The organism is Streptomyces atriruber (assembly GCF_001418325.1).
GTDB classification, from domain to species: Bacteria; Actinomycetota; Actinomycetes; order Streptomycetales; family Streptomycetaceae; genus Streptomyces; species Streptomyces atriruber.
This window is the reverse complement of sequence record NZ_LIPN01000552.1, coordinates 1-787: the sequence shown is the minus strand read 5'-3', so window position 1 is coordinate 787 and position 787 is coordinate 1. Positions and strand designations below refer to the sequence as shown.

Annotated in this window: 1 pseudogene; it reads right to left on the bottom strand. The window is 75.1% G+C overall.

The annotated features are described in order from the left end of the window. Positions 1-787: pseudogene (locus tag AOK03_RS44650) on the bottom strand (two-component sensor histidine kinase); the annotation flags it as partial.

Sequence of the window (787 nt, the reverse complement as noted above, 5' to 3'; positions counted from 1 at the left end):
GTGGTGAGCGCGCGCAGCGGACGGGTCAGCCGGGTCGCGGCCAGCGCGGTGACGGCGACGGTGACGGCGAGGACGGCCGCGGCGAGCCCGGCCAGGCGGACGGTGTTGGACCGGGAGAGGCTGAAGCCGGGGGTGCTCCGGGTGCCGTCGGAGCTGGTGATGAAGAGGAGCGCGGGCGACGAGACGTAGGGGCCGAGCTGTTCGCGGCGCGCGGTGTCGACGCAGGACGCGGTGACGGCGGTGGTGGCCTCCGGCCCGACGGCCCCGGCGTTCGGACGGATCGCCGTGGGCTCGCCGCCGGGCCCGCCGGGTCCGTCGGGTCCCACGACGGGAAACGCGGAGACGTTGGCGGCGACCGGCTTCGGACCGGACCGTCCCTCCAGGTCGAGGCCGACCGGGACGGGGTCGAGGCCCTGCCGCTTCAGGCAGGCGCCGGTGAGGGAGTTGAGCTTCTTGAGGGCCTTCTGCTCGGTCGCGGTGGGCATTTCGAGGGGAGGCGTACGGCACTGGGACTGCAGGAAATCGCCCGGGTCGTTGTCGACCCTGATGGTGGGGCGCCCGCTGGGGCCGACGACGACCTGCGGGTTCATGCCGAGGTCCGTCAGACAGGCCGCGCGCCGGTCGGCGGCGTCCTTCAGCTGCGTGCTTTCCGCCTTGGTGAGGCGGTAGGGGCCGACCGCACGCGGGTCGATGCGGTCGGCCGCGGTGTCCTCGGCCGCCGACTCCTCGTCCGCACGGCCGGGGGCCAGCGCGCTGTCGACGGCGAGCGGGTCGAGGACGGCGGAGG